Source organism: Halorubrum sp. SP9, from assembly GCF_005435015.1.
Classification (GTDB): domain Archaea; phylum Halobacteriota; class Halobacteria; order Halobacteriales; family Haloferacaceae; genus Halorubrum; species Halorubrum sodomense.
The window spans coordinates 787-2,189 of record NZ_SGXU01000079.1; the positions used below are offsets into that span (position 1 = coordinate 787).

General features: G+C 56.7%; 2 protein-coding genes. One reads left to right on the plus strand and one right to left on the minus strand.

Annotation, left to right across the window (positions count from 1 at the left end; all coding sequences use genetic code 11):
* Positions 1-745, minus strand: a 745-nt coding sequence (locus EXE45_RS20570; RefSeq protein ID WP_206750481.1) for a glycosyltransferase, incomplete at its 3' end; no start/stop codon positions are given.
* A 265-nt stretch (positions 746-1,010) separates the two neighbouring features.
* Here EXE45_RS20570 and EXE45_RS16365 point away from each other — a divergent pair.
* On the plus strand, positions 1,011-1,403 hold a 393-nt coding region (locus tag EXE45_RS16365), incomplete at its 3' end, for an STT3 domain-containing protein (protein WP_342765827.1).

A 1,403-nucleotide genomic window follows, 5' to 3' on the forward strand; every position in this document is an offset into this window, starting at 1 on the left:
GTTCGAGCTTCTCGCGGTGTTCGCCGTCGCCTGCGACGATCAGGCGCTCATCGAGTCCCTGAAACGCTTCGACGATCAGGTCCATTCGTTTCTCCTTATCGAGCCGAGACCACGTAAGGAAGTACCCCTCGTCTCCCTCGTTTCGCCAGTTCCCGGTTACTGGCGGATACACGACCTCCGCGTCTCGGTCGTAGTAGCGCTGGACGCGATCACGGATGAGCTCACTGTTCGCAACGAACGTGTCCACGTAGTCGACTGCCTCCTTATCGAGGGCACGCCAGAGCTTCGCGTACGCCCTTGCTGCAAACGCGATTCCGGGATAGTCGACGCGGTCCATTCGGTCCCGAAAGAGATCGTACAACCACCGTGGCGGACTGTGAGGGTAGTGGACGATCCGCTGGTGCGTCGCCGGGACGAAATACTTCGAGAGTGGTGCGCTCTCTAATAGGATGTCGTAGGTTTCGAGTTCCGACGTCCCCTGGGTTATGTCGATTGCGACGCTGGTCGTCTCGAAGGGGTTCATCCCACTGTTTCGCCACTCTAATAATTGTCCAGAGACCCCGCTCGTGTACTTTTCCTGTCGGATCGAATAGACATCAATATCTGGTGGGACTTCCGTTCCCTCGGCGACGTACATCGTATAAATGGGGGCATCAAGTACCCGAGCTGCTTCGATGGCAAATGTCTCTCCACCTCCGATACCGGGGAAGCGATCATGAAGGATCGCAACACTCTCATCAGTCATTCTCGACGTTTCCCATCCATGATTCAGTTCCTTGTTGTGTGCTGACGGGACAGACCGGTGAGATTCGGCCCTTCCTAATGTGTTTGCTTAACGTTACCCAGACACGGTAGACGGAGGAGAAATGAATAGACACAGATTCTAAGCCAAATTCCGCAATCGGTCTTAATAACCGTTTCCCTTGGTCAGCACGGATTCGATACGCCTGTAGGGGATTTGGAACCAGATATGACAAGCCTTATGCGCGTTTTGACAGTTCCTTGCGGTAATGAGCGATTCGAGCGACTCGCCGGATGGATCGACGCCGTCCCCCGTCGATCTTCTTACACGGTGGTATCATGTCCCAGCCCTTCTCATCGCAGTGGCGTTCATGCTGTGGACTCGCCTCCGGTCGTATGGGAACTTCGTCCGCGACGGCGAAGTGTACTTCCGCGGCAACGACGCGTGGTACCACCTCCGCGAAACGTCATACCTCTTGGAGAACTGGCCGAACACGATGTCGTTCGACCCGTGGACCGGGTTCCCGTATGGAAACAGTGCGGGGCAGTTCGGCACCCTCTGGGACCACATCATGGCCGTCGGTGTCTGGATCGCCCGACCGATCATGGGCAGCACCGAGGAAGTCATGCTCGTCATGGCGCCCATCGTCGGCGCGCTCGTC